The 21924-nt window shown below is 60.1% G+C and carries 23 protein-coding genes and 1 pseudogene; 9 read left to right on the top strand and 15 right to left on the bottom strand.

Annotation, left to right across the window (positions count from 1 at the left end):
- From B3849_RS12990 to B3849_RS12980, 3 genes are all read right to left on the bottom strand, one after another.
- The coding region (locus B3849_RS12990; RefSeq protein WP_286780257.1) for a peptidoglycan -binding protein at positions 1–1434 on the bottom strand (1434 nt) is incomplete at its 3' end.
- Between the two features lie 2 nt (positions 1435–1436).
- Positions 1437–2639, bottom strand: a complete 1203-nt coding sequence (locus B3849_RS12985; RefSeq protein WP_278375161.1) for a biopolymer transporter ExbB — start codon at positions 2637–2639, stop codon at positions 1437–1439.
- Between the two features lie 74 nt (positions 2640–2713).
- Positions 2714–3244 carry a gamma-glutamylcyclotransferase gene (locus B3849_RS12980; protein WP_005849587.1) on the bottom strand — a complete coding sequence of 177 codons (531 nt, stop codon included), beginning with the start codon at positions 3242–3244 and terminating at the stop codon, positions 2714–2716.
- Positions 3245–3302: 58 nt separating this feature from the next.
- Between B3849_RS12980 and B3849_RS12975 the strand changes: the two genes are divergently transcribed.
- A complete protein-coding gene (locus B3849_RS12975) occupies positions 3303–4337 on the top strand; it encodes a DUF2125 domain-containing protein (protein WP_278425515.1) in 1035 nt (344 codons plus the stop codon).
- 11 nt (positions 4338–4348) lie between these two features.
- On the opposite strand, the gene B3849_RS12970 is transcribed toward B3849_RS12975, so the two are convergent.
- From B3849_RS12970 to rpsD, 4 genes are all read right to left on the bottom strand, one after another.
- Positions 4349–5122: an extensin family protein gene (locus B3849_RS12970; RefSeq protein WP_278425514.1), complete on the bottom strand. Its 774-nt coding sequence runs from the start codon at positions 5120–5122 to the stop codon at positions 4349–4351.
- Positions 5119–6039 carry a prephenate/arogenate dehydrogenase family protein gene (locus B3849_RS12965; RefSeq protein ID WP_005849593.1) on the bottom strand — a complete coding sequence of 307 codons (921 nt, stop codon included), beginning with the start codon at positions 6037–6039 and terminating at the stop codon, positions 5119–5121. Before B3849_RS12965 ends, B3849_RS12970 begins: the two co-directional genes overlap by 4 nt.
- 1 nt (position 6040) lies before the next feature.
- Positions 6041–7123: a histidinol-phosphate transaminase gene (gene hisC / locus B3849_RS12960; RefSeq protein ID WP_278425512.1), complete on the bottom strand. Its 1083-nt coding sequence runs from the start codon at positions 7121–7123 to the stop codon at positions 6041–6043.
- Between the two features lie 167 nt (positions 7124–7290).
- Positions 7291–7911, bottom strand: a complete 621-nt coding sequence (gene rpsD / locus B3849_RS12955) for a 30S ribosomal protein S4 (RefSeq protein WP_005849596.1) — start codon at positions 7909–7911, stop codon at positions 7291–7293.
- 486 nt (positions 7912–8397) lie between these two features.
- On the opposite strand from rpsD, the gene B3849_RS12950 reads away from it, so the two are divergent.
- Positions 8398–9321 (top strand): response regulator, encoded by a 924-nt coding sequence (locus B3849_RS12950; RefSeq protein WP_278425511.1) that lies wholly within the window; start codon positions 8398–8400, stop codon positions 9319–9321.
- 15 nt (positions 9322–9336) lie between these two features.
- On the opposite strand, the gene B3849_RS12945 is transcribed toward B3849_RS12950, so the two are convergent.
- The gene (locus B3849_RS12945) at positions 9337–9924 is read right to left on the bottom strand and encodes a DNA-3-methyladenine glycosylase I (protein WP_278425670.1); all 588 of its coding nucleotides are present in this window, start codon (positions 9922–9924) and stop codon (positions 9337–9339) included.
- Positions 9925–10050: 126 nt separating this feature from the next.
- Here B3849_RS12945 and B3849_RS12940 point away from each other — a divergent pair, with 126 nt between their 5' ends.
- The 3 genes from B3849_RS12940 to phbB all read left to right on the top strand — a co-directional run bounded on the left by B3849_RS12940 (position 10051) and on the right by phbB (position 13096).
- Positions 10051–10893, top strand: coding sequence for an EAL domain-containing protein (locus tag B3849_RS12940; protein ID WP_005849601.1), 843 nt, complete (start codon positions 10051–10053; stop codon positions 10891–10893).
- 121 nt (positions 10894–11014) lie between these two features.
- Positions 11015–12190 carry an acetyl-CoA C-acetyltransferase gene (locus tag B3849_RS12935; protein ID WP_005849602.1) on the top strand — a complete coding sequence of 392 codons (1176 nt, stop codon included), beginning with the start codon at positions 11015–11017 and terminating at the stop codon, positions 12188–12190.
- Positions 12191–12373: 183 nt separating this feature from the next.
- Entirely contained in the window at positions 12374–13096 is a 723-nt protein-coding gene (phbB, locus tag B3849_RS12930) for an acetoacetyl-CoA reductase (RefSeq protein WP_005849603.1), read from the top strand.
- Positions 13097–13188: 92 nt separating this feature from the next.
- On the opposite strand, the gene B3849_RS12925 is transcribed toward phbB, so the two are convergent.
- The 3 genes from B3849_RS12925 to B3849_RS12915 form a co-directional block, all read right to left on the bottom strand.
- Entirely contained in the window at positions 13189–13353 is a 165-nt protein-coding gene (locus B3849_RS12925; RefSeq protein ID WP_005849604.1) for a YdcH family protein, read from the bottom strand.
- Positions 13354–13465: 112 nt separating this feature from the next.
- Positions 13466–14215: a tRNA1(Val) (adenine(37)-N6)-methyltransferase gene (locus B3849_RS12920; RefSeq protein ID WP_278425510.1), complete on the bottom strand. Its 750-nt coding sequence runs from the start codon at positions 14213–14215 to the stop codon at positions 13466–13468.
- Between the two features lie 5 nt (positions 14216–14220).
- On the bottom strand, positions 14221–14442 hold the full coding sequence (locus B3849_RS12915; RefSeq protein WP_037944781.1) for a DUF2007 domain-containing protein: 222 nt from the start codon (positions 14440–14442) through the stop codon (positions 14221–14223).
- A 59-nt stretch (positions 14443–14501) separates the two neighbouring features.
- On the opposite strand from B3849_RS12915, the gene B3849_RS12910 reads away from it, so the two are divergent.
- A complete protein-coding gene (locus B3849_RS12910) occupies positions 14502–15500 on the top strand; it encodes a polyprenyl synthetase family protein (RefSeq protein WP_278425509.1) in 999 nt (332 codons plus the stop codon).
- Here B3849_RS12910 and B3849_RS12905 read toward each other — a convergent pair.
- The 4 genes from B3849_RS12905 to soxR form a co-directional block, all read right to left on the bottom strand.
- A complete protein-coding gene (locus B3849_RS12905; RefSeq protein ID WP_278425508.1) occupies positions 15493–16386 on the bottom strand; it encodes a 4-(cytidine 5'-diphospho)-2-C-methyl-D-erythritol kinase in 894 nt (297 codons plus the stop codon). The two genes, B3849_RS12910 and B3849_RS12905, sit on opposite strands and share 8 nt — an antisense overlap.
- The gene (locus tag B3849_RS12900) at positions 16383–18101 is read right to left on the bottom strand and encodes a tetratricopeptide repeat protein (protein ID WP_286780255.1); all 1719 of its coding nucleotides are present in this window, start codon (positions 18099–18101) and stop codon (positions 16383–16385) included. The genes B3849_RS12905 and B3849_RS12900 overlap by 4 nt, the downstream gene beginning before the upstream one ends.
- A gap of 192 nt (positions 18102–18293) precedes the next feature.
- Complete coding sequence (locus tag B3849_RS12895; RefSeq protein WP_286780254.1) at positions 18294–19943, bottom strand: electron transfer flavoprotein-ubiquinone oxidoreductase; 1650 nt, start codon at positions 19941–19943, stop codon at positions 18294–18296.
- A 152-nt stretch (positions 19944–20095) separates the two neighbouring features.
- Complete coding sequence (soxR, locus tag B3849_RS12890; RefSeq protein WP_278375153.1) at positions 20096–20548, bottom strand: redox-sensitive transcriptional activator SoxR; 453 nt, start codon at positions 20546–20548, stop codon at positions 20096–20098.
- 93 nt (positions 20549–20641) lie between these two features.
- On the opposite strand from soxR, the gene B3849_RS12885 reads away from it, so the two are divergent.
- The 3 genes and pseudogenes from B3849_RS12885 to B3849_RS12875 form a co-directional block, all read left to right on the top strand.
- Positions 20642–21025, top strand: coding sequence for a VOC family protein (locus B3849_RS12885; RefSeq protein ID WP_286780253.1), 384 nt, complete (start codon positions 20642–20644; stop codon positions 21023–21025).
- A 138-nt stretch (positions 21026–21163) separates the two neighbouring features.
- Entirely contained in the window at positions 21164–21634 is a 471-nt protein-coding gene (gene greA / locus B3849_RS12880) for a transcription elongation factor GreA (protein ID WP_005849618.1), read from the top strand.
- Positions 21635–21649: 15 nt separating this feature from the next.
- A pseudogene (locus B3849_RS12875) lies at positions 21650–21924 on the top strand (hypothetical protein); the annotation flags it as partial.

Raw genomic sequence — 21924 nt, 5'->3', positions numbered from 1 at the left:
GCGACCATCGGCGGATAGCGTGGCGGCCCCCGGGGGGAACAACACCTCGGAAGAGAAGACGAAACGGTCCCCCTCGATGCGCACACCCTCCTGATTGCCCAGAAGCGCGCGCAAGCGACCAAAGAACTCGGACCGGTATTGTTCGAGGTTCTTCGTCTCGGCCTCAAGCCGCGCACGTTCAGCCGCTTCAAGCTCGGCGCGGCGGCGTTCTTCGGCGGCGACCCGTGCGAGGGCGGTGTTCAGGTCTGACCCCAGCGATTGCAACTGTACCTCTTTCGCGGCATCGCGTGCGACGGCATCATCCAGCAGGGATTGCAGTTCCCCCAACTGGCCGCGCAGGGCGGCGACCTGCTGGTTCAATAATTCTGTCTGGCGCTGTGCCGCAGCAGTCGCCGCTTCTTCCTGCGCCAGCTCGGACCGGGCGGCCTCCAGCAAAGCGGCCTGTTTCTCTGCATCCGACAGCTCTGCCTCGGCGCGGTTCTCAGCGGCAAGCTTTGCAGCAAGCGCATCCGCCAGTTTGGCGCGCAGCTCTGCCCGATCGGCCTGTGTTGCTTCAAGAGTTTCGGTTTCCGCCAGCGCAGCGGCAAGTTCTGCATCCAGCGTTTCCTTGGCAGCGCGGGCGGCGGCGAGCAGGGTCAGCGTATCCTCGGCCTCTTTGCGCTGCGTCTCTAGCGCCAGCGTCATTGCGGTCAGCTCTGCATCGGCGTTTTCCAGCTTTTCGCGCAAGCGTTCGGCGGCGGCGGCTTCGGCCAGACGGGCGGCTTCGGCCTCTGACAGCGCGGCGGCGTTCTGCGCGGCGGCGGTTTCCAAAGCGGCCTGCGCATCCTGATTTTGCGCCCGCAGATCGTCTACCAGCGCCGTCAGCGCATCACGGCGGGCGGCGGCAAGGCGGGCGGCTTCGGCCTGGGCGTCCGTCTCTGACCGCGCCTGCGCCAAGGCAAGGTTCAATGCCTCTTGCGCGCTCAGCAGTTCTTCTTGTCGCGTCTCAAGCGCCTCTCCACGGGCGACCGCCGCATCCCGCTGGGACAACAGGCTTGCCACCTGCGCCTCGAAACCGGTGATCTTGGCCTCTGCCGCGTCAAGCTGTGCGGCCTGCGCATCGCGTGTCGCGGTCAAGGAGGCGATCATCGCCGCCTGCTCTGCCGCCTGATCGCGTGCAGCGGTGAGGGATGTGTTCAGCGTCCCCAGTTCTGCCTCAAGCTCGGCCGTGGTTTGCCGTTCCATCCCAAGCGCTTGCGCCAGCGCCGCGACTTCACCCGACAGCGAATTCAGCTCGTTCTCTTGCCCGTTGATCCGCTGGGTCTGTACGGCTTGCAGCACCATAAAGATGGTCAGCACGAACATCAGCACCAGCAAAAGACCCGTCATCGCATCCACGAATCCCGGCCAGATCGAGCCCTGAAACCGTGCCCCAGTGCGTCGGGAAAGCGCCATGGTCAGCTGCCCTCGGTGTCGGTACGGTCAGGGGTGCGCAAGCGGCGCGGCTCAGCGCCACGCGGGGCCGACAGCGCCTTGGCCAGCAAGGATATATCCTTGCGCAACTCGGCCATAGTCTCCTGCCGTCCGGCTGAAATCTCTTCGAGAATACGCAGCATCTGCACGTCGATCGACCGCAGGCGCATCCGGCTTTCCGCATCCGCGCGTTCGTGTTCACCCTGCCCTTCAAGCACGGCCACCATGCGCTCCTGCCCTTTGGCGATCCGGTCAAGGCTTTCGGCCGGCATATCGGTCTGTGCGGCCCGCGCCGACAGTTCCTCCATCGTGGCGGCCAGCGCACCGATCTTGCTGTTCAGCGCGGTCTGGCTTTCCGCCGATTGTCCGATCAGCTGACGCAGGCTGTCCATCTGTTCGGCCATGTGATCCAGCACACCAGCCACCGCGTTTTGATCCGACGCCCCGTCCTCGCCCGAGGAAAAACCAACGCGGGTGATCGAGCTGAGCCAATCTTCAAGCTCCTGATAAAAGCGGTTCTGCCCGTGACCGGCAAAGAGTTCAAGCAAGCCAACCACCAGCGACCCCGCCAGCCCCAACAGGGACGACCCGAACGCCACCCCCATACCGCCAAGCTGCGATTCCAGCCCTGTCATCAGGCGCGCGAACATATCGGTGCTGCCGTCCCCTTCTTGCGGGGCGAGGCTGCGGATGGTTTCAACCACAGCCGGTACAGTCGTCGCCAAGCCGTAGAACGTGCCCAGAAGCCCGAGGAAGATCAGCATGTTGACGATATAACGCGTAATCTCGCGCGCTTCGTCGATGCGGGTGGCGACGGAATCCAGGATAGATCGGGTAGAGGTCGCGTTCACCTGCATCCGCGCGCCGCGTGTGCGCAGCAGCGATGCCAGCGGTGCCAGCAGCTGCGGGGCGACGGCATCGGCGTTGGGCGCGTCAGAGGCAAAATTCTCGATCCAGCGGACAGAGCCGATCAGCTGCACCACCTGATAAAAGCAGGCGATCACACCGATGAAGAAGACGACAATAATGACCCCGTTCAAATAGGGGTTCGCCGCAAAAATAGGCAAAACGCTTGGCAGCGCCAGAAAAGCCCCGATGCAGGTCAGCCCGAGGGCGATCAGCATCAGCGTGATCTGCCGCACCGGCTGGGAAAACTGTGGTTTGGATTCGCGATCTGACTGCGCCATGCCTCGTGGCTCCTGACACTTTTGTGCTTCTGTTGCCGCAGCCTACACTTAATCCCGACGGTTATGCCACGGGTTTATGCGCATAAAGTCTTTACGCGGTCGTGCAGCCACGCCAGCGACGGATCATGCAGCCCGATCTGCGTCAGATGCGCTGCGGTGTTGAACAGATATTCGGTATTCGGCCCCATGCCGCCAACCGCGCCCGAGATGATTTGCGCCTGCTCTTCCAGCGGCAAGCCACCGCAGTATTGGTCATGTTCCGCGTCAATCACATAGACCAAGGCCGCAACTGTGCGCCCGTCCTCTAGCTGCACATCCAGGGTTTTCTCTACATAAGCCGACGACACAAGCTCGCGTTCGCGCAAATAGGCCAGCGTCGCCTCTTCGGTGCCCGGTGCCACGCGCAGCGCCATGCCATCGCAGGCCGTGCCCGTATCCGCATCCAGCGCCAGCACAAGCCCCGGACGTTCGACCGAGCCACGGTGGTGGATGGAGCGCATGCAGAAAGACCGCGCATACCCGGGCAACCGCCCGATCACGCTTTCCGCGACGTCAAACCCCGGTTTCCACAATAAGCTGCCGTAACCGAACACCCACATTGCCATGTCTCTGGTCCTTTATCATTGGCTTGTTTAAAGCTGCGCTATCGCAGGCGTTAATAAGGTGTTGGGTAAAATGGGCAAGGTCGTGTTGGTTATTGTCGTTCTGGCGGCGGTTTGGTGCGGATGGTGGGTCGCTGCCTCGTCTGGATTGCAGCGGGGCATCGCGAAACTGATCGAAACGCGCCGCGCAGCCGGGTGGCAGGCAGACGTGGGCGAAATGAAAAAGCAGGGCTTCCCCACGCGGTTGCAAACCCGTCTGACCGATGTGACCCTGACCCCGCCGGCGCAAAGTGCCGGGCGCGGGATCGCCAGCGCCGTCGCGGCAAAGCGCGTCGACATCTCTACCCCCGCATACTGGCCCGGATATGTCACCGTAGCCTCGCCCTATATCGAACTTGGCCTGTCCGGCCCCAACTTGCGCGCCATGTTGTCGGCCGAGGACGTGACCACCGATCTGCGCCTGCGCCCCAGTGTTTCAGGCCAGCTGGACCGGTTGACGCTGGACGGCGGTGCCTGGGTGCTTGACCTGCCCGTCACCGGCCCTGTCGAGGGGCGCGGGTTGAACGTCAGCGCTGTGCAACAAACCGTCGGCCAGCCGATCTACGATCTGGCGCTGGACGCGCAGAACGTCACCCCCAGTGCCGCACTGCGCGGCCTGTTCGGCCTGCCCGAGGATTGGGCAGAGGCGTTTGACACCGTCACCGCCAAAGCGACCATCACCTTTGACCGGCTGTGGGATCGTAAGGCCCTTGGCCGGACCCGCCCCCAGCCCCGCGTGATCGACCTGCGTCACGCCGAGCTTGCCTGGGGCGACATTGCCCTGACCCTGCGCGGCACAATTGCGGTCGCCGAAGATGGTCTGGCAACAGGGACATTGTCGGTCGCGGCACAAGACTGGCCGACGATGCTGACCATGGCCGAGAGCGCGGGATACATCCCCCCTAACTTCCGCCCCCAAGCGGAACAAATGCTGAAGGGGTTGGCGCAAATGTCGGGGAACACCGATGCGCTGGATCTGGACATCACCGTGAAGGACGGAAAGATGTCTATGGGTTTCATCCCCTTGGGCCGAGCACCCAAGATTATCTTGCGCTGAATTGCGTTAAATCAACGGCAATAGGTCCCCTTGCGATACCGCGCCGTGTCGAAATGAAAGTGATCCAGATGGAAGCGGTTCGCTTTCGGGCCAAGCACGGTGCCAAACGGCCCGCAGGCCCCCTTGTGCACCCGACGCATGGCCTTACGGCTGGCGGGGGCATTCCAGCCCTTCAACACACTGACCTCGGCTCCGCTGTGCATCTGGAAACCCGAGATATCGATCGCCCGCCCGCGCCCGTGTTCTGATATCTTGCCACCCGGCTGGTTGTTGCGCGTCCGGCAGGCGTAATGGGCGGCGACACGCAGCCCGCGCAGGCCACCCTGACCGGCAAAAGCGGGCTTTGTCGATTGATCAATCCATGTTTTCAATGCTTTGGCAGTCTTGCAGTCCATCACCGCCGCTTGGCTCAACCGTACGCCCGACACCGATTGGATCTGAACCGCATCGCTGACACCACATCCCTTGAGCTTGGGTTGCACGCGCCCGATCGCCTTGCCCTGAATGGAAATATCCCCGCATACAGCGCCCTTAGCCAGCAGGCGGCGTTTGGCCTTGGCCGCTTGCTCTGCCTTACGGCTGCGCAGGCTGGGCCGTAGCGAGGAGGCGATCCCGCCCGTGGCCGCTATCGCGCGTTTGGCCCCCGCATTGCGCGGCGGCGTGGCAATCGACCCTTGGGGTGTCAGCGCAGCACCCCCGGCCAAAGCCGGCGGGCGCAAAGAGATATCGGGTCCGGCCAGTGCGGCACCGGAAAGCAGCGCGTATATCAGCGCCGCCCGGATCATTTATTGCCGGGTTGGCGACCAAAGTTCGGCGCGTCCGTGTCCTGCCCCGCTTCGATAATCCCGCGACGGATCGCGCGGGTACGGGTGAAGTAATCATGCAGATGATCGCCATCCCCCATACGGATCGCGCGCTGCAATGCGAAAAGCTCTTCTGTAAAGCGGCCCAAAATCTCGAGCGTGGCCTCCTTGTTGGTCAGGAACACATCGCGCCACATGGTCGGGTCGCTTGCCGCAATGCGGGTAAAGTCGCGAAAACCCGCGGCGGAATATTTAATCACTTCGCTATCAGTCACGCGGCGCAGATCATCGGCCACGCCCACCATCGTATACGCGATCAAATGCGGCGCATGGCTGGTCACCGCAAGCACCAGATCGTGATGCTCCGCATCCATTTCCTCGACATTGGCACCCATACCATCCCAGAGGTTCCGCAACCGCGAGATCGCATTGGCGTTGGTGTCGGGCACAGGCACCAGCAGGCACCAGCGGTTGTCAAAAAGCTCTGCAAAGCCGCTGCGTGGGCCGGAGTGTTCGGTCCCCGCCAAAGGGTGTGCGGGGATGAAATGCACCCCGTCGGGCAGCAGTGGGCCCACTTGCGCGATCACATCCGCCTTGACCGACCCCACATCCGTCACCGTGCAGCCGGGTTTGAGATGCCCGGCCATCTCGGCCGCGACCGACCCCATGACGCCGACGGGCACACAAAGCACCACTAGATCCGCGTCTTTCACTGTCTTGGCGATGGAATCGCAGACCTCGTCGCACAGGCCAATCTCGCGGGCGGTGTCGCGGGTTTCGGCGCTGCGTGCAAAGCCCGACACATGGCCCGCAAGCCCGCCGCGCTTCATCGCCCAGAACATCGAAGAGGCGATCAGCCCCAAGCCGATCAGCGCGACTTTCTCATAAATTACGGGCATATCAGTCGCCTTTAAACTGTCGGATCGCATGCACCACGCGGCGACATGCGCTTTCATCGCCCACGGTGATCCGCAAGCAGGTCGGCAGCTGGTAGCCCGCCACGCGCCGCACGATCAACCCTTGGGTCTTGAGGTATTCATCACAGGCCTCGGCCTCTTCCTGCGACTTGAACCGCGCGAGGATGAAGTTCGCGCAAGACACATCAGACGGCACGCCGATCTCTGCAAGCGCATCAGCCATCCAGCTGCGCCATTTGGCGTTCTCGCTCCGGCAATGGGCGGCGTAGCCGGTATCCTTGATCGCCGCCGTCGCCGCATTCAGCGCGGCTTGCGACAGGTTGAACGGCCCGCGCACACGATTCAGCACGTCGATAATATGCGCCGGTGCATAGCCCCAACCGATCCGCAGCCCGCCCAGACCGTAAAGCTTGGAGAACGTCCGCGTCATCACGATATTATCGTGGCTATCGACCAAAGCCGCGCCGCCGTCATAGCCTTCGACATATTCGGCATAGGCCCCGTCGAGCACCAGAATTGCCTGTTTGGGGATACCGGCGGCAAGACGTTCAATCTCGCTCAGCCCGATCATGGTGCCGGTGGGGTTGTTCGGGTTTGCGATGAACACCAGTCGCGTTTTGTCGGTGCACCCCGCGAGCAGCGCGTCCACATCCGTGACACGTTCGTTTTCGGGCACCTCGACCGGGGTCGCGCCGTTGGCCAGCGCGGAGATCCGGTACATGCCAAAGCCGTGCACCGTGTGCAGCACCTCTGTCCCCTCGCCCGAGAACGCTTGGCACAAAAAGGCGATGATCTCGTCCGACCCGGCCCCGCAAATGATGCGGTCAGCGTCCAGCCCGTGCACCTGCGCGATCGCCTGACGCAGCGCGGTATGATCAGAGGACGGATAGCGATGCAGGTCATAGGACGCATCGCGGAACGCTTTGACGGCCGCGTCGGACGGGCCAAGAGGGTTCTCGTTCGAGCTGAGCTTGATCACATTATCAAGCCCCGCCACATGGGACGCCCCGCCTTGATACAGTGCGATGTCCATAATGCCGGGTTGCGGGCGAATAGCGGTTGTCATCTGTCATGTCTCCTGTCGGGCGGACCATAAACGCGCGCCGTCGCCAGCGCCACTACGATCTTGTCCCAGCGTCATATGGCCCCGCGCTAAAGGCGCGTCACCAAACGCAAAAAGGGCCACGCCGGTCTTTCCAGCGTGGCCCCTTCGGCATTGATATGCGAGGAACCTTAGTTCTTCGCGTAGAATTCGACCACGAGGTTCGGTTCCATCATGACAGGGTATGGCACGTCGCCCAAAGCGGGGGTGCGCACGAATGTCGCTGTCATCTTGGAGTGATCTGCCTCGATGTAGTCAGGCACGTCACGCTCTGCCAGTTGCGTCGCTTCGAGCAGGGCAACCATTTGCTTGGAACGGTCACGCACTTCGATCACGTCGCCTTCTTTGACGCGGTAGGAAGGAATGTTAACCTTCTTGCCGTTCACTTTGACGTGGCCGTGGTTCACGAACTGGCGCGCAGCGAAAACGGTCGCGACGAATTTGGCGCGGTATACAACGGCGTCCAGGCGACGCTCCAGCAGACCGATCAGGTTTTCACCTGTGTCGCCTTTTACACGCTCGGCTTCACCGTAGATGCGGCGGAATTGCTTTTCGGTCAGATCGCCGTAGTAGCCTTTCAGCTTCTGCTTGGCGCGCAGCTGAATGCCGAAGTCGGACATTTTGCCCTTGCGGCGCTGACCGTGCTGGCCGGGGCCGTATTCACGACGGTTCACTGGGGACTTAGGACGGCCCCAGATGTTTTCGCCCATACGGCGGTCAATTTTGTGCTTGGCAGCTGTACGCTTAGTCACGGCTGTTCTCCTTTTTGAGGCCCCTGCAGGATTGCGACGGGCGGTAAAGGGCGTTGTCCTCTGGCCGAAGCCTGACAGGGTTCCCCTTGCGGGGTCCACCAACACCAATCAAGCGGCGCTTATACGGTGCTGCGGGTTGGAGTCAATGCACGAACTTGGCCCAATTAGCCTCAAATCGTAGCTAATTAGGCAGTAGCGGTCGGGAAGTCCGCGAAAATGCGCATTTCGATGAACGCTCCGCCGCCCTACGTCATGTGACCCGCCGAACGTTGCCTTAAAATCGCCAAAATCGTTAACAAAAAGTTAAAGCGGGCACTTTTAAGTTGAAATGTTAACGATTGTCACGCAGCATCAAGGTGTTGAACGGTTTGAGGGGGCTAGTGTGACGCATAACATGGGCTATCGCGGCGGATACTGTTTGCATCCAATGCACTTCATCGGAACTCATAACGCAGTTGTGGTGCATCGCGTCGAAAGACCACGCGCATGAGGATCTTGGCCGTCGAGGACAATCAAGATCTGCGCAATTTGCTAGAAGAATATCTTCGGACGCAAGATCACGAATATGTCCGCACGGCCGCCTCCGGCAAGGAGGCGCTTGAAGTCATCCATAGCGCGCCGGTTATTTTCGACTGCCTACTGCTCGACATCCAGATGCCGGAAATGTCCGGCGTAGAGCTGATCCCCCACATCCGACAAATCGACGGGTACGAATTCGTGCCCATCATCATGCTCACCGGGGTAAAGAACAGCGAAAGCATCGCGAAATCCTTCGTGGCGGGCGCGTGGGACTATATCATCAAACCGTTCGAGTTCTTCGACCTTGAGGCACGTATTCATGGTGCAGAAATGCGCAACGCCGAATTTGTCCGGCACCTGAAACGCCCGCATGAATCCCCCAACCAAGAGAATTTCGACGTTCTGAAAGAGCTCGCGCTCGACCGTCCGATGTCGCCCTCCGAGCTTTCCGAGAGCGGCCTTGTCCCGCAGGATGCCTTTGAAAACTGCATTATGCGCATGCAATCCGAGTTTGGTGGCGGCATGCAGATCGCTGTGATCGTGCTGCAGAACTTTGCGGATGTGCTTTCGCAGGTTCCGCAAGACCAGCGCGTCGAGTTTTCCGTCGGATTGGCACGCAGGTTGACCGATGCGCTCAGCAGCCTGAACCTGATCGTGACATATCGATCAAACGGCACCTTCGCCGCGCTCTCGCCCGCGCTTAAAACGCAATCCACGCTCAACATCGCTGACGTGGTTAAGAACGCGGTCCAGACCTCGCCAGAGGCAGCATGTCATCGCGATATCGTGGTCAACGTCGACTACTGCCGCACCAAGGCATTCTCGACCAGCGGCGACACGATTGTGATGCTTGACCAACTCGCAAAGCGCCTAAGTACCGTTACCGCCTAACACGGCCACAGCGGCCTAGCCGGCGTCCCAGTCGTGTTTGGGCCGTTGCGCCACAGCCTGATGACGGTGACAGCACGTCAAATGGTCATTCACCATGCCCACAGCCTCCATGAACGCATAGACGATTGTCGGGCCGCAGAACTTAAACCCCCGTTTTTTCAAATCAGCCGATATCTGCTTTGAAAGCGGCGTCCATGCGGGAACATCCGACTGACGCTCAAACCGGTTTTGCAGTGGCTCGAACCCCACGTATTTCCATAAGTACCGATCAAATCCCTCCTTCTTTTCAATCTCTTGCCAAACGCGTGCATTTGTAATCGCCGCCTCTATCTTTCCGCGGTGGCGGATAATGCCGGGGTTGGCGAGCAAGCGTTCAACCTCGGCTTCACCCCATGTAGCGATGACATTAGGATCAAAACCGGCAAAAGCCTCGCGGAAATTCTCTCGCTTTTTAAGTATCGTGATCCAACTCAGCCCTGCCTGAAAGCCATCAAGGATCAGTTTTTCCCAAAGCGCGCGGCTGTCATACTCCGGCACACCCCAGTCAGTGTCATGATAATCCAGATAAATTTGCTCTGGCCCCGCCCAGTCACACCGCTGCATCCGCATCCCCTTCTCCGACGGATCTGGCCGGATAGCTAAAATTTGTACTGCATTGCCGCGTTAACCCGGCGTTACAAGTTTCCGCGCCAAGGTGACATGAGTACAGCGATAAATGGAAGCGCCACTTTGGAAGATATATCACCACACCCGCTCGCCGATCTGCCCGAGGGAACGAAAAACCCGCTCGACTACGCGCTGACCCAACGCGACGGCAGCACATTGGCCATGGTCAGGGCTGCTGTCGCGCATAATCAGACATTGATGGCATACCAGCCTGTCATGCGGGACGCGGACGACCCAAAAATCGCCTTTTACGAAGGTTTCATTCGTATTCTGGATCCCACCGGTCGCGTCATCCCCGCCCGCGAATTCATGCCCGTGGTCGAGAAGACCCAGCTTGGCCGCGAGATTGATGTGCTATCGCTCAATGCGGGGCTTGCCGCGCTGAGCGAAAACAAAGGGTTGCGCCTTTCGATCAACATGTCCGCGCGCTCTATCGGGTATGCGGGATGGACGACCCTTTTGAACCGGTGGCTGTCGCGCGACGGTACCATTGGCGAACGTCTCATCCTGGAAATTAGCGAGAAATCGGCGATGCAGATGCCAGAGCTTGTCGCCAGCTTTATGGACCAGTTCCAGACACGGGGCGTTTGCTTTGCATTGGATAACTTTGGCTCTGACTACATCGCCATCCGTTATTTGAAAGAGATGTTCTTTGACATTCTGAAGATCGACGGGCAGTTCGCCCGCGGCGTAAGCGACCACCCCGATAATCGGGCAATCGTGTCGATCATGGTGTCGATCGCGCGCAACTTCGACATGATAACCGTCGCCGAACAGGTGGAAAATCAAGACGATGCATCCCTGCTTCTCGCGCTCGGCGTCGATTGCCAACAGGGCTTTCTGTATGGCGCACCAACCACCCAACCCTACTGGCAGAGCACGCCGGAAGAGCGCAAAAATGCGTAAGCGAACATGGCGCGATTGCCGCATGTGCAGCAATGGGATATGTCCAAACCATAGAAGACGGGGGAACGGGGAAACGCCGTATTATATTACCCCACGTCAGTAGTTCAGGGGAAGAACACATATGACCAACGTTGTCATCGCATCCGCAGCGCGCACGCCTGTCGGCAGCTTCAGCGGATCCTTTGCAAATACACCCGCGCACGATCTGGGCGCCGCGGTACTGAAAGAGATCGTCGCCCGCGCAGGCATCGACCCTTCCGAGGTCAATGAAACAATTCTGGGTCAGGTTCTGACCGCCGCTCAGGGGCAAAACCCTGCCCGTCAGGCACATGTGAATGCGGGTCTGCCCATCGAAAGTGCGGCATGGTCGATCAACCAGGTCTGCGGCTCTGGTCTGCGCGCGGTCGCTTTGGCAGCGCAGCACATCCAATTGGGCGACGCCGATATTGTGGCAGCCGGTGGTCAGGAAAACATGTCGATGAGCCCCCACGCACAAAATCTGCGTCCGGGTCAGAAAATGGGCGACATGCAACTTATCGATACGATGATCCGCGACGGTCTGTGGGATGCCTTCCACGGTTATCATATGGGTCAAACAGCTGAAAACGTTGCCGCTAAATGGGATATCAGTCGCGACGCCCAAGACGCATTCGCGGTGGCCTCGCAGAACAAAGCCGAAGCCGCCCAGAAGGCTGGTAAATTCCAGGACGAAATCGTGCCTTTCACCGTCAAAACCCGCAAGGGCGAGGTGGTTGTCGATCAAGATGAATACATCCGCCACGGTGCCACGATGGAAGCGATGCAGAAACTGCGCCCCGCCTTCACCAAAGACGGTTCCGTCACCGCAGCCAATGCGTCCGGCCTGAACGACGGCGCCGCTGGCGCATTGCTGATGTCCGCAGACAACGCCGAAAAGCGCGGCATCACACCTTTGGCGCGCATCGCGTCCTATGCGACCGTTGGCCTGGACCCGACGATCATGGGTGCCGGCCCGATCTATGCATCGCGTAAAGCGCTTGAGAAAGCGGGCTGGAAGGCCGAGGATCTAGACCTTGTCGAAGCCAACGAAGCGTTCGCGGCGCAGGCCTGCGCGGTCAACAAGGACATGGGGTGGGATCCATCGATCGTGAACGTGAACGGCGGTGCCATCGCAATCGGCCACCCCATCGGTGCCTCCGGCGCCCGCATCCTGAACACCCTTTTGTTCGAGATGCAGCGACGCGGCGCGAAAAAAGGCCTCGCGACCCTGTGCATCGGCGGTGGTATGGGCGTGGCCATGTGTCTTGAGCGCCCATAACGCTGTATAATCGATCAAGCGTGGCGCGTGTTCGGCAAGAACGCGCGCCACGCGAAAAACATCTGCTTTTTCCCTGCGTAAACTGTTGCAATGAATTTCAAGCCTGACTACAAATTCTCCACGTAATTAAATTACGAAATTAACAAGGCAAACGAAACAACATTGCCTTAAGGGGAGAGATTTATGTCACGTGTTGCACTTGTAACAGGGGGAAGCCGCGGGATCGGGGCGGCTATTTCCACAGCTTTGAAAGACGCCGGATACACCGTCGCGGCAACATATGCCGGGAACGACGAGGCAGCCGCGCAGTTTACAGAAACCACGGGCATCAAAACCTACAAGTGGAACGTCGCCGACTATGACGACTCCAAAGCCGGGATTGCCAAAGTCGAAGAAGATTTAGGCCCGATCGACGTGGTCGTAGCGAACGCAGGTATCACCCGCGACGCTCCTTTCCACAAGATGACGCCCGACCAGTGGAACGAAGTGGTTGGCACCAATTTGACGGGTGTTTTCAATACGATCCACCCGGTTTGGCCTGGCATGCGCGAACGCAAGTTCGGTCGGATCGTCGTCATCAGCTCTATCAACGGGCAGAAAGGTCAGTTCGCCCAGGTGAACTATGCCGCGACCAAAGCAGGCGATCTGGGCATTGTGAAGTCACTCGCGCAGGAAGGCGCGCGCGCCAATATTACCGCGAATGCGATCTGCCCCGGCTATATCGCGACGGATATGGTGATGGCGGTGCCCGAGAAGGTGCGCGACTCTATCGTGGCGCAAATCCCGACCGGCCGCCTAGGTGAACCCGAAGAAATCGCCCGCGCGGTTGTATTCCTAGTCAGTGATGACGCGGGCTTTATCAACGGGTCCACGATCACCGCGAATGGTGCACAGCATCTGGTCTAAACGGCCTACCTGAACGCAAAAGGCCAGCGCATTTCGCGCTGGCCTTTTTGTCGGCGGCCCACCAATGGGCACGCCAACGGAATTGAAATCTATCAGGCGGAAAGCCGGGTAATTTCCTCTTTCAAGCGCAGCTTTTCCTTTTTCATATTCGCAACCTTTAGCCCGTCCATACTCGGCGATCGTTGGGCCTGTTCTACAGCGTCACTCATTGCCAAATGCTTCCGTTTCAGAGCATCCAGATGTGCGTCAAAAGCCATGTAACTCTCCTTAGGTTATGTTGCGTAGAATGATTGAAGCACGAAATATTCCACCTGTCACGCGGCAGCGCAGCAAAACTATCGACAAGTTGAGATATCGGCGAGAGGCTGCTTAGAATGGCAGCGCTGCGCCCTCGCGCAGGACCGCTCGTATTTCGGGCACATAGCTGTCGCCGTCGCTTAAATGTTGTGCGCCTTCGTGCATGATAAGGGGCGCGTTCAAGCGAAACGCCCCCCGCCCGCTTTTGCGCGCACGCAGGATGACCAGTTCAGCCATGCGACCGATGCGCGGTGCGATCGGCAGCACCTCTATGCTGCCCATATCATGGGGTAGCGCGCGGATCAGATCGGGCAGGCGTTCTGCCCGATGGATAAAATGCGCCTGTCCTTTCGGGGCAAGGCGTTTGGCCGCGATCTTGACCCAGGTTTCCAACGGAGTCGCTTCCCCCAAGGCGGTCTCACGACCGCTGTTGGTCGCCGCGACAGAGGCGTGGCGATCGAAATACGGCGGGTTGGCAAGAACGTGGTCAAATTGTCGCTGCCGCAGGGCCAACGGCATGGCATCAATGTCGGCCTCAACCACTTCAAATGTTGGATTATTGCGCCGTGCAAGCGCGGCATAGGCAGGCTGGATCTCGACCCCTGTCAGCTGCAAGCCCGGCACCCGCGCGCCCAGACAAAGCGACGCCGCCCCTACCCCGCAGCCCAGCTCTAGCACGCGCTGACCGGCCTGCGCCGGCACCGTTGCAGCCAATAAAACAGGGTCAACGCCCGCACGGTAGCCTTTACGCGGCTGCCACAAATGCAGTTTGCCGCCCAGAAACGCATCCCGCGTGAGCGCGTCGGGGTCAAAGACGTCCACAGCGGTTATTTGGGCAACCCGGTGGGGATGTCGTTGTCGCGCAACACCCGCGTTGCGGCGGTGTGATCGTCGTCGTGCACCATCAAGCGGCGGGGGAAAATGCCGATCCCGCCTTCAAGCACGCTCATGTTTACGTCCAGCGGAAAGCAGTCTATATCCTCGCCCTGAAGAAGGGCGCTGGCAAAGGCGATTATTGTCGGATCGGTTGTGCGCAAAAGTTCCTTCATAACAGAGATGTAAGGGCAATCGACGTTGATTGTCGAGCCTTCCAATTAAGGTCGTGTAAATGACGAGCGAAAACACCCAGAAACCACATGACCGGATGGCGGCCTATCTTAACGCGGATATGACCGCGGTGAACGATCTGATCCGCGACCGCATGGCGTCAGAACATGCGCCGCGCATCCCCGAGGTCACGGCCCATCTGGTAGAGGCAGGCGGCAAGCGGTTGCGCCCGATGCTAACCCTCGCTGCGGCGCGCCTGTGCGGCTATGACGGCCCCTACCACGTGCACCTTGCCGCCACGGTAGAATTCATTCACACCGCGACACTGCTGCACGACGATGTGGTCGATGAAAGCGCGCAGCGTCGCGGGCGGCCGACGGCCAACTTGCTGTGGGATAACAAATCTTCGGTGCTGGTGGGCGATTACCTTTTCGCGCGCAGCTTCCAGCTGATGACCGAGACGAATAACATGCGCGTGCTGGCGATCCTTGCCAATGCCTCCGCCACGATTGCAGAGGGCGAGGTGTTGCAACTGACCGCCGCGCAGAATCTGGCCACGGATGAAGGCATCTACCTACAGGTCGTGCGCGGGAAGACGGCGGCGTTGTTTTCGGCAGCGACGCAAGTGGGCGGGGTGATTGCCGCGGCCCCTGACGCACAGGTTCAGGCCCTGTTTGACTATGGTGATGCCTTGGGGATCGCGTTTCAGATTGTCGACGATTTGCTGGACTACCAAGGCGACCCGAATGCCACCGGCAAGAACATCGGTGATGACTTCCGCGAGCGTAAGCTGACCCTGCCGGTTATCAAGGCGATCGCCAAGGGCGACGCGGCCGAACGTGCCTTCTGGACCCGCACCATCGAGAAGGGCAAGCAGGAGGACGGCGATCTTGAACACGCTCTGTCGCTGCTGAATGCACATGGCACTCTGGATGAAACCAAGGCAGAGGCGCTGGCATGGGCGGAACAGGCCAAGACTGCGCTGAACACCCTGCCGGATCACGAGCTGACTCAGATGCTGCGCGATCTGGCCGATTACGTCGTCGCGCGTATTAGCTAGTCGTCCCCCCATTGGGGCGCGTCGAAGCTACCCCCAGCATCGGTGCGGCGGTGACCCACCAGCCGGGCTGTGCCGCGGCGATACGCGTGACGGCGCGCTGCGCCAGTGCCTCGGTCTCGTAAAGGCCAAAGCAGGTCGCACCAGAGCCCGACATACGCGCCAGCAGCGCGTCCTGTAGACTGCCCAGACAATCTGCCACCTCTGGCACCACCTGGATCGCCGGTGCCTCCAGATCGTTGCGCTGTGTGGCCAGCCAGGCGGCGAACGCAGGCGCGGTGGTGAATGCGGGCAGCTCTTTGGGCATGGGCGCGTTGGCGCGGGACTCGAGCCGCGAGAAGACCTCGGGCGTGGCGGCGGATTTATTCGGGTTGATCAGCACCAGCCAGCAGGGCGGCAGCTTGGGCGCGGGCGTCAATCGCTCGCCGATCCCCTCCATCCGCTGGGGGGTGTCATGCAGGCAAACCGGCACATCGGCCCCCAGTCGCGCCACGTCCTCGGGCACCGGCAGCCCCCAATGCGCCGAGAGCAAGCGCAGCGCCGTGGCCGCATCCGCTGATCCTCCGCCGATCCCTGCCGCGGCGGGGAGGTTTTTCGTCAGATGCAACCGCGCCCCCCTGCCCGCGCCCGCGTCCAGCAGCCTTGCCGCACGCACCACGAGGTTGCGGTCATCATGGGGGGCGGCACCGCCATAGGGACCATCGATAAACAGCTCAAGCTGGTCAGAGGGGGATACCGCGATCCGGTCGCCCACGCCCGCGCGCACCACAAGACTATCCAGCAGATGGTAGCCATCGCTGCGCTGCCCAGTGACATGCAGGGTCAGGTTCACCTTGGCCCAGGCGAAACCCGCGTTGGCAACCCCGAGGACAGCGGCTTGGGTCGTCATTTCTCAGCAGATGCTTTGCTGAGCGGCTCGGCCCCTTCTTCGGCCAATACCGCGTCCAGCCCCACCTCGAGCTTGCGGCGCATGCGGTCGGGATCAGCCTCGCTGTCTTTATCTTCGGGATCCACAAACGATAGCGCCCGACGCCATTGGAATTCTGCCTCGCGTTGACGGCCAACGGACCAGTAAACGTCGCCCAAATGGTCGTTGACCACCGGATCGACGGCAACCAGTTCAACGGCCCTTTCCATCTGGTCGACGGCCTCTTCGTAGCGGCCCAAACGGTACAAGACCCAGCCCAGTGAATCGACGATATAGCCTGATTCAGGGCTCGCTGCGACGGCGCGTTCGATCATGTTCAACGCTTCGTCCAGATTGCGCCCCTGTTCCACCAGCGAATAGCCGAGGTAGTTCAGCACCTGAGGCTGATCGGGGTTAATCTTGAGAGCGGCGCGAAAATCGCGTTCGGATGCCTCGCCATTGCCAGAGCGTTCTTCGGCAATGCCGCGGGCGTAATACAGCACCCAGCGTTGCGGATTGCTGTCGGGTGTCAGCTCTATCGCGCGATCATAGGATTTGATTGCGGCCTTGAAGTTGTCCTGCGCCCGCAACGCATCGCCCAAGGCGGAATGGACCGACGGCAATGTGCCGTGGCTGCGGGTCAACTGTTGCAGAACCTCGATCGCCTGTTCCGGTTTGTTCGACCGTCGCAGCGCCGCCGCACGCCCGAGTTCGGCTGCGTGATAGGCGGGGTTGTCGGCGGGTACGTCCTGCAGCTCCTTGATCGCCAGCTCGTACTGGCCGATGTTTTCAAGCAGATCCGCGGTCAGCAACAGGTCGTCGATATGATCGGGGCGCAGGTAACGCGCGATGCGCGCATAAAGCAGCACATAGTAGTCACCGGCACTTTCATTGCGCAGCACGGCGGCGAAGGTAAAGAAGACTTCGGCAATGCCTGCCTTGGCATCGGGGATCTGGGTAAAAGCGACCTGCCCCTCCCCCTGCAAGGCGGCGACCAAGCCGTCAAGTTCGGGGTCGCTGCTGGCCCCGAAACTATCGGTCAGCAGCGCAAGCGCCTGTTCATTTCGCCCGAGCTGGCCCAGGATTTCCGCCCGCGCGATCACACCGCGCCGTGTCTGCCCTGCCGATCCCGCTTGGTTCGAAGCAAAGATCGCCTCCGCCCCTTCGTAGTCGCCGACCGACGCCAGTGCCAAAGCCTTGTGATACAGCACGAACCCCTGCATGCCGGCTTCTTTGCTCAGATCGTCGAACTGGGTGATGGCGGCGGTCATGTCGCCCACGCCCACATGCGCCCAGGCCTTGACCAAACCGTCCACCCAAGGGCCGATCCCGCCCTCGTCTGCGGATTGTTCGATCAGACCCGCATAGTTTTCTTCCTGCGCCATGCCAGCGGTTGTCACCAGATAGGCGATCTGCCCGGGCTGGTCCGACGCGGCCATGATGCGCGCCAAAGGCAGGGCGCGGTCGATATCCCCCAGCGAGAGCAGCGCCAGAACCGTGCTTTCAAGGAACTCGGGGTTCTTGGGATCAAGCGCCAGCGCTTCGCCATAATACTTGGCAGATTCCGCAAAATCACTGCGCACCGCAGCATGCCGACCGGCAAGATAGGCCCCCGCCGCCGATTGCGCCTGTACGGGCATTGCAACGGCTCCGGTCAGCGCCAAAACGCTTGCGGTCAACAGAAGGTTACGGATCATACTGGCACGCCTCATTTGTATTTGCGCGCAAGGCTAACAGGTTCACGACCAAGCGCAATGCCGCCTATCCAAAGGGACATCCCGCTTATCCTCTATCGGCGGAACCTTGCATGAAAAAAGGCGCGCCGCAGCACGCCTTTGATCGATTTCATCCAGTAAGTGATGCTTACACGTTAGGCCCGTAAGCGACGCTTACATATTAGGATAGTTCGGGCCATCCCCACCCTGCGGCGTGGTCCAGACGATATTCTGCGTGGGATCCTTGATGTCGCAGGTCTTGCAGTGCACGCAGTTCTGGAAGTTAATGACAAAGCGCGGGTCCTTGCCGTCTTCCTCGACGAATTCATACACGCCGGCAGGGCAATACCGCGCCGAGGGGCCAGCGTATTCCGGCAGGTTGATGTTCACCGGCACCGACGGATCCTTCAGCGTCAAATGCGCGGGCTGGCTTTCGTCGTGGTTGGTGAATGAAAACGCCACGTTGGTCAGACGGTCAAAGCTGAGCTTGCCATCGGGCTTGGGGTAGTCGATCTTCTTGTGCTTGTCGGCCTTTTCGGTCGCTTCAGCATCGGATTTACCATGCCCCAGCGTCCCCAGCAGCGAGAAGCCGAAGGTATTGGTCCACATGTCGAACCCACCCACGGCGAGCGAGGTCACAAGGCCGTACTTGCTCCACAACGGTTTGACGTTGCGAACTTTTTTCAGGTCTTTGCCGATCTCGCCGCTGCGGACATCTTCCTCATAGGCGGTCAGCTCGTCACCGGCGCGGCCCGCCTGGATCGCGTCATAGGCCGCTTCGGCGGCAGCTTTGCCCGACAGCATCGCGTTGTGGTTGCCCTTGATGCGCGGCACGTTGACCATGCCCACCGAACAGCCCAGCAACGCCACACCGGGTGCGACCATCTTGGGCATCGACTGGTAGCCGCCTTCGGTGATGGCGCGCGCGCCGTAGGCCACGCGCTTGCCGCCTTTCAGCAGATCGGCAATCATCGGGTGGTGCTTGAAGCGCTGAAATTCCATGTAGGGGAAGACATGCGGGTTTTTGTAGCCAAGGTGGACAACGAAACCGACGTACACCTGGTTGTTTTCGATGTGATAGATGAACGACCCGCCACCCGCGTTGCTGTTCAAAGGCCAGCCCATCGTGTGGGTCACAGTGCCCTCTTTGTGCTTGGCGGGATCGATTTCCCAGATTTCTTTCATGCCAAGGCCGTATTTCTGCGGCTCTTTTCCGGCGTCCAGATCGTATTTCGCAATCACCTGCTTGGACAGGCTGCCGCGCACGCCTTCGGACAGGAAGACGTATTTACCGTGCAGTTCCATACCGGGCTCATAGCCGTCGCCCTTGGTGCCATCGGCGCTGATGCCGAATTCACCGGCCACAACGCCTTTGATCTCGCCATTGTCGCCATAGACCAGCTCTGAGCACGCCATACCGGGAAAAATCTCGACCCCCAGCTCTTCGGCCTGTTCTGCCATCCAGCGGCAGACATTGGCCATGGAAACGATGTAGTTCCCGTGGTTGTTCATCAGCGGCGGCATGGGGAAGTTCGGCACCCGGATTTTACCCGCCTCGCCCAGCATATAGAAGTTGTCTTCCTCGACCTTGGTCTTGATCGGCGCGCCTTTTTCCTTCCAGTCGGGCATCAGGGCGTCCAGACCGATCGGGTCCAGAACCGCACCCGACAGGATATGCGCCCCCACCTCAGAGCCCTTTTCCAGCACGACCACGTTGCAGTCGGCGTCGAGTTGCTTCAGACGGATCGCGGCGGACAGACCGGCAGGGCCCGCACCGACGATAACGACGTCATATTCCATTGCTTCGCGTTCAACTTCGGCCATTTGGGGCTCCTCTTCGGGCAGAAAACGGTTTGGATTTCGCTAAACCAGCACGGTCGCTATTGCAATCGCAACACAGCGTAAATTAGCGCACCCACGACAGTTTGCATCTTAAATGTTGCAGGTGCAGCAATATTGTTTCGCATCGCAAAATGCTAGCTGCGCGGATCTCCCATTAGATAGCGCGGCCCCTGCCCTTTCTCCCCCGCGCGGTCTTGAGGGTTATAAAGCGCACAGGCCTGTAGGCTCAGGCATCCGCATCCGATACACCCATCTAGGTCGTCACGCAGGCGGGTCAACGTCGCGATCCGGTCGTCCAGCGTTGTACGAAACGCCTGGCTGATCCGCGCCCAGTCCTCTTTGGTGGGGGTGCGCCCATCCGGCAGGCGATCCAGCTCTTGCTTGATCTGCGGCAAGGTAAAACCGAATTGCTGCGCGATCATCACAAAGCTCAGCCGCCTCAGATCGGCACGCTCGAACCGCCGCTGCCCGCCGCTGTTGCGCCACGGTTTGATCAACCCTTGCGCCTCGTAATAGCGGATGGCGGACACCGCCAAGCCTGTGCGCCGCGCCAAAGCACCAATCGACAACCCATCATTCACCGCCATAGACATTCCCCGAAATAATCCTTGACCTAAAGTTAGGTTTAGAAATTACACACCATAGGGTCAACGTCACAAACACGGAAGGAAGACCCGACAATGCCAGCACAATTGGAACATGCCAACATCACCGTAACCGACCCGCAAGCCACCGCCGCCTGGATGGCGCAGATATTTGGCTGGCGCATTCGCTGGCAAGGCGATGCGATCGCGGGCGGACATACTATTCACATCGGAACCGAAAGTTCATACGTGGCGCTCTACGCACCGAAAACGACGCCGGCCACGGGCACCAGCAGCTATGACACCACCGGCGCGCTGAACCATTTCGGGGTGACCGTCGATGATCTGGATGCCGCCGAAACCTTGGTCAAAGCGCAGGGGTTCACGCCGGTGAACCACGCCGATTACGAACCCGGGCGGCGCTTCTATTTTCGCGATCACGACGGTGTCGAATACGAGCTGGTCCAATACGATGACTAAGCGCGGATTGCCGCGGACGGGCTGACTCTGCTCTTGCAATCGCGGGGCAGTTTGGGTCAGGTAAGGATCAATTCAAATCGGTTGCACCCTCGGACGACAGTTCGGGGGCTGTGACCCTCATTGCGTGGACGCCCCCTGATGGAAAAAATCCCCATGACCCGCGCCGGTCACACGGCTTTGGAAACCGAACTCAAGCATCTGAAGTCGGTTGAACGCCCTGCCATCATCAAAGCCATCGCCGAAGCCCGCGAACACGGTGACCTGTCCGAGAACGCCGAATACCATTCCGCCAAGGAAAAGCAGTCCTTCATCGAAGGCCGCATCAAAGAGCTTGAAGGCGTGATCTCCCTTGCGGATGTGATTGACCCGGCCAAGATGTCCGGCGCGATCAAGTTCGGCGCGACCGTGACCCTCGTGGACGAAGACACCGACGAAGAGAAGACCTACCAGATTGTTGGTGAATACGAGGCCAACATCGAAAAAGGTCTGCTGAACATCAAATCCCCTATCGCCCGCGCCCTGATCGGCAAGGAAGAAGGCGACAGCGTCGAGGTGCGGACACCCGGGGGGGACAAATCCTATGAGGTTCTCAAAATCGTCTACGCATAAGCCGGGGACAAAGAGATGACCGACAAACCGCAGCTGACACCGAACGCGCCGCGCCAATCCGCGCGGTCGACCCCCTTTGGCGTCTATTCGCGCCCGAACGACAGCGGGATCTCGAACATTGAACTCATCGCCGCAGCGCTAAGCGCTGTATGGTTGCTGGGGTCCGCGATCTTTTTCTTGATGCTGCCGTCGGATCAGCAACCCGATACGGGCGGTGCCGGTTTGCGGTTCCTGATGACGATGCTGGCGATCTTTATGCCCGTTGGCATGATCTGGGTCGCCGGCACAGC

Source organism: Sulfitobacter sp. UBA4523 (assembly GCF_002388305.1).
GTDB classification, from domain to species: domain Bacteria; phylum Pseudomonadota; class Alphaproteobacteria; order Rhodobacterales; family Rhodobacteraceae; genus Sulfitobacter; species Sulfitobacter pontiacus.
Note: the sequence above shows the minus strand (reverse complement) of the source record. Positions and strands in the feature narration are given on the sequence as shown.

Coding starts and splice junctions, on each gene's coding strand:
- B3849_RS12935 (WP_005849602.1), top strand. CDS start 11,015: ATGACCAACGTTGTCATCGCATCCGCAGCGCGCACGCCTGTCGGCAGC.
- B3849_RS12885 (WP_286780253.1), top strand. CDS start 20,642: ATGCCAGCACAATTGGAACATGCCAACATCACCGTAACCGACCCGCAA.
- B3849_RS12970 (WP_278425514.1), bottom strand. CDS start 5,122: ATGATCCGGGCGGCGCTGATATACGCGCTGCTTTCCGGTGCCGCACTG.
- B3849_RS12985 (WP_278375161.1), bottom strand. CDS start 2,639: ATGGCGCAGTCAGATCGCGAATCCAAACCACAGTTTTCCCAGCCGGTG.
- greA (WP_005849618.1), top strand. CDS start 21,164: ATGGAAAAAATCCCCATGACCCGCGCCGGTCACACGGCTTTGGAAACC.
- B3849_RS12965 (WP_005849593.1), bottom strand. CDS start 6,039: ATGCCCGTAATTTATGAGAAAGTCGCGCTGATCGGCTTGGGGCTGATC.
- B3849_RS12945 (WP_278425670.1), bottom strand. CDS start 9,924: ATGCAGCGGTGTGACTGGGCGGGGCCAGAGCAAATTTATCTGGATTAT.
- soxR (WP_278375153.1), bottom strand. CDS start 20,548: ATGGCGGTGAATGATGGGTTGTCGATTGGTGCTTTGGCGCGGCGCACA.
- B3849_RS12910 (WP_278425509.1), top strand. CDS start 14,502: ATGACGAGCGAAAACACCCAGAAACCACATGACCGGATGGCGGCCTAT.
- phbB (WP_005849603.1), top strand. CDS start 12,374: ATGTCACGTGTTGCACTTGTAACAGGGGGAAGCCGCGGGATCGGGGCG.
- B3849_RS12895 (WP_286780254.1), bottom strand. CDS start 19,943: ATGGCCGAAGTTGAACGCGAAGCAATGGAATATGACGTCGTTATCGTC.
- B3849_RS12915 (WP_037944781.1), bottom strand. CDS start 14,442: ATGAAGGAACTTTTGCGCACAACCGATCCGACAATAATCGCCTTTGCC.
- B3849_RS12905 (WP_278425508.1), bottom strand. CDS start 16,386: ATGACGACCCAAGCCGCTGTCCTCGGGGTTGCCAACGCGGGTTTCGCC.
- B3849_RS12950 (WP_278425511.1), top strand. CDS start 8,398: ATGAGGATCTTGGCCGTCGAGGACAATCAAGATCTGCGCAATTTGCTA.
- hisC (WP_278425512.1), bottom strand. CDS start 7,123: ATGACAACCGCTATTCGCCCGCAACCCGGCATTATGGACATCGCACTG.
- B3849_RS12925 (WP_005849604.1), bottom strand. CDS start 13,353: ATGGCTTTTGACGCACATCTGGATGCTCTGAAACGGAAGCATTTGGCA.
- B3849_RS12900 (WP_286780255.1), bottom strand. CDS start 18,101: ATGATCCGTAACCTTCTGTTGACCGCAAGCGTTTTGGCGCTGACCGGA.
- B3849_RS12980 (WP_005849587.1), bottom strand. CDS start 3,244: ATGGCAATGTGGGTGTTCGGTTACGGCAGCTTATTGTGGAAACCGGGG.